This window comes from Bacillus sp. IT-79MI2, from assembly GCF_949768135.1.
Taxonomy (GTDB): Bacteria; Bacillota; Bacilli; order Bacillales; family Bacillaceae_G; genus Bacillus_A; species Bacillus_A pseudomycoides.
In genome coordinates, this window is sequence record NZ_CATKPV010000132.1 from 1 (window position 1) to 801 (window position 801).

Genomic DNA, 801 nt, shown 5'->3' on the forward strand with positions numbered 1-801 from the left:
TCTAAAATAAAAATTGACATTTCACGTTGTTTGTTTCGTTCAGTTTTCAAAGAACTAAAAGCGGGTGAAGAGAATCGAACTCTCGACCAGAGCTTGGAAGGCTCTTGTTTTACCACTAAACTACACCCGCGTGGTCGGGAAGACAGGATTTGAACCTGCGACCCCCTGGTCCCAAACCAGGTGCTCTACCAAGCTGAGCCACTTCCCGTTATGGCGCGCCCGAGAGGACTCGAACCCCTAACCTTTTGATCCGTAGTCAAACGCTCTATCCAATTGAGCTACGGGCGCTTATTCATGATGTTTTGTCGTTGTTGTATTTCAGCGACTCAATCATCTTATCACACTGCATTTTCAAATGCAAGCACTTTTTTATTTTTCTTTGGTGCGGCCGAGAGGACTTGAACCTCCACGGGGTTTCCCCCACTAGGCCCTCAACCTAGCGCGTCTGCCATTCCGCCACGACCGCATATGCGGGTGAAGGGAGTCGAACCCCCACGCCAAAGGCGCCAGATCCTAAGTCTGGTGCGTCTGCCAATTCCGCCACACCCGCAGAAATAAAAAAGAATGAGCCATGAAGGACTCGAACCTTCGACCCTCTGATTAAAAGTCAGATGCTCTACCAACTGAGCTAATGGCTCGTAAATGGCTGGGCTAGCTGGATTCGAACCAGCGCATGACGGAGTCAAAGTCCGTTGCCTTACCGCTTGGCTATAGCCCATCAAAAAATATAATGTTTTTTCGAGACGAAAGTCATTATATCACAATAACCAATAAAAAACAACTGCTCAAAAGCAGAAGTTA

General features: G+C 47.7%; 7 tRNA genes. All 7 read right to left on the minus strand.

The window, feature by feature from the left end:
• Positions 1–59 precede the first annotated feature (59 nt).
• Positions 60–130 (minus strand) — tRNA-Gly (locus ACM6HU_RS27335).
• A 1-nt stretch (position 131) separates the two neighbouring features.
• Positions 132–208, minus strand: a tRNA-Pro gene (locus ACM6HU_RS27340).
• Between the two features lie 3 nt (positions 209–211).
• Positions 212–288, minus strand: a tRNA-Arg gene (locus ACM6HU_RS27345).
• A 92-nt stretch (positions 289–380) separates the two neighbouring features.
• Positions 381–466: transfer RNA gene (locus tag ACM6HU_RS27350), tRNA-Leu, on the minus strand.
• 3 nt (positions 467–469) lie between these two features.
• A tRNA-Leu gene (locus tag ACM6HU_RS27355) sits at positions 470–550 on the minus strand.
• 15 nt (positions 551–565) lie between these two features.
• Positions 566–638, minus strand: a tRNA-Lys gene (locus ACM6HU_RS27360).
• A gap of 5 nt (positions 639–643) precedes the next feature.
• Positions 644–718, minus strand: a tRNA-Gln gene (locus ACM6HU_RS27365).
• Positions 719–801: the final 83 nt, after the last annotated feature.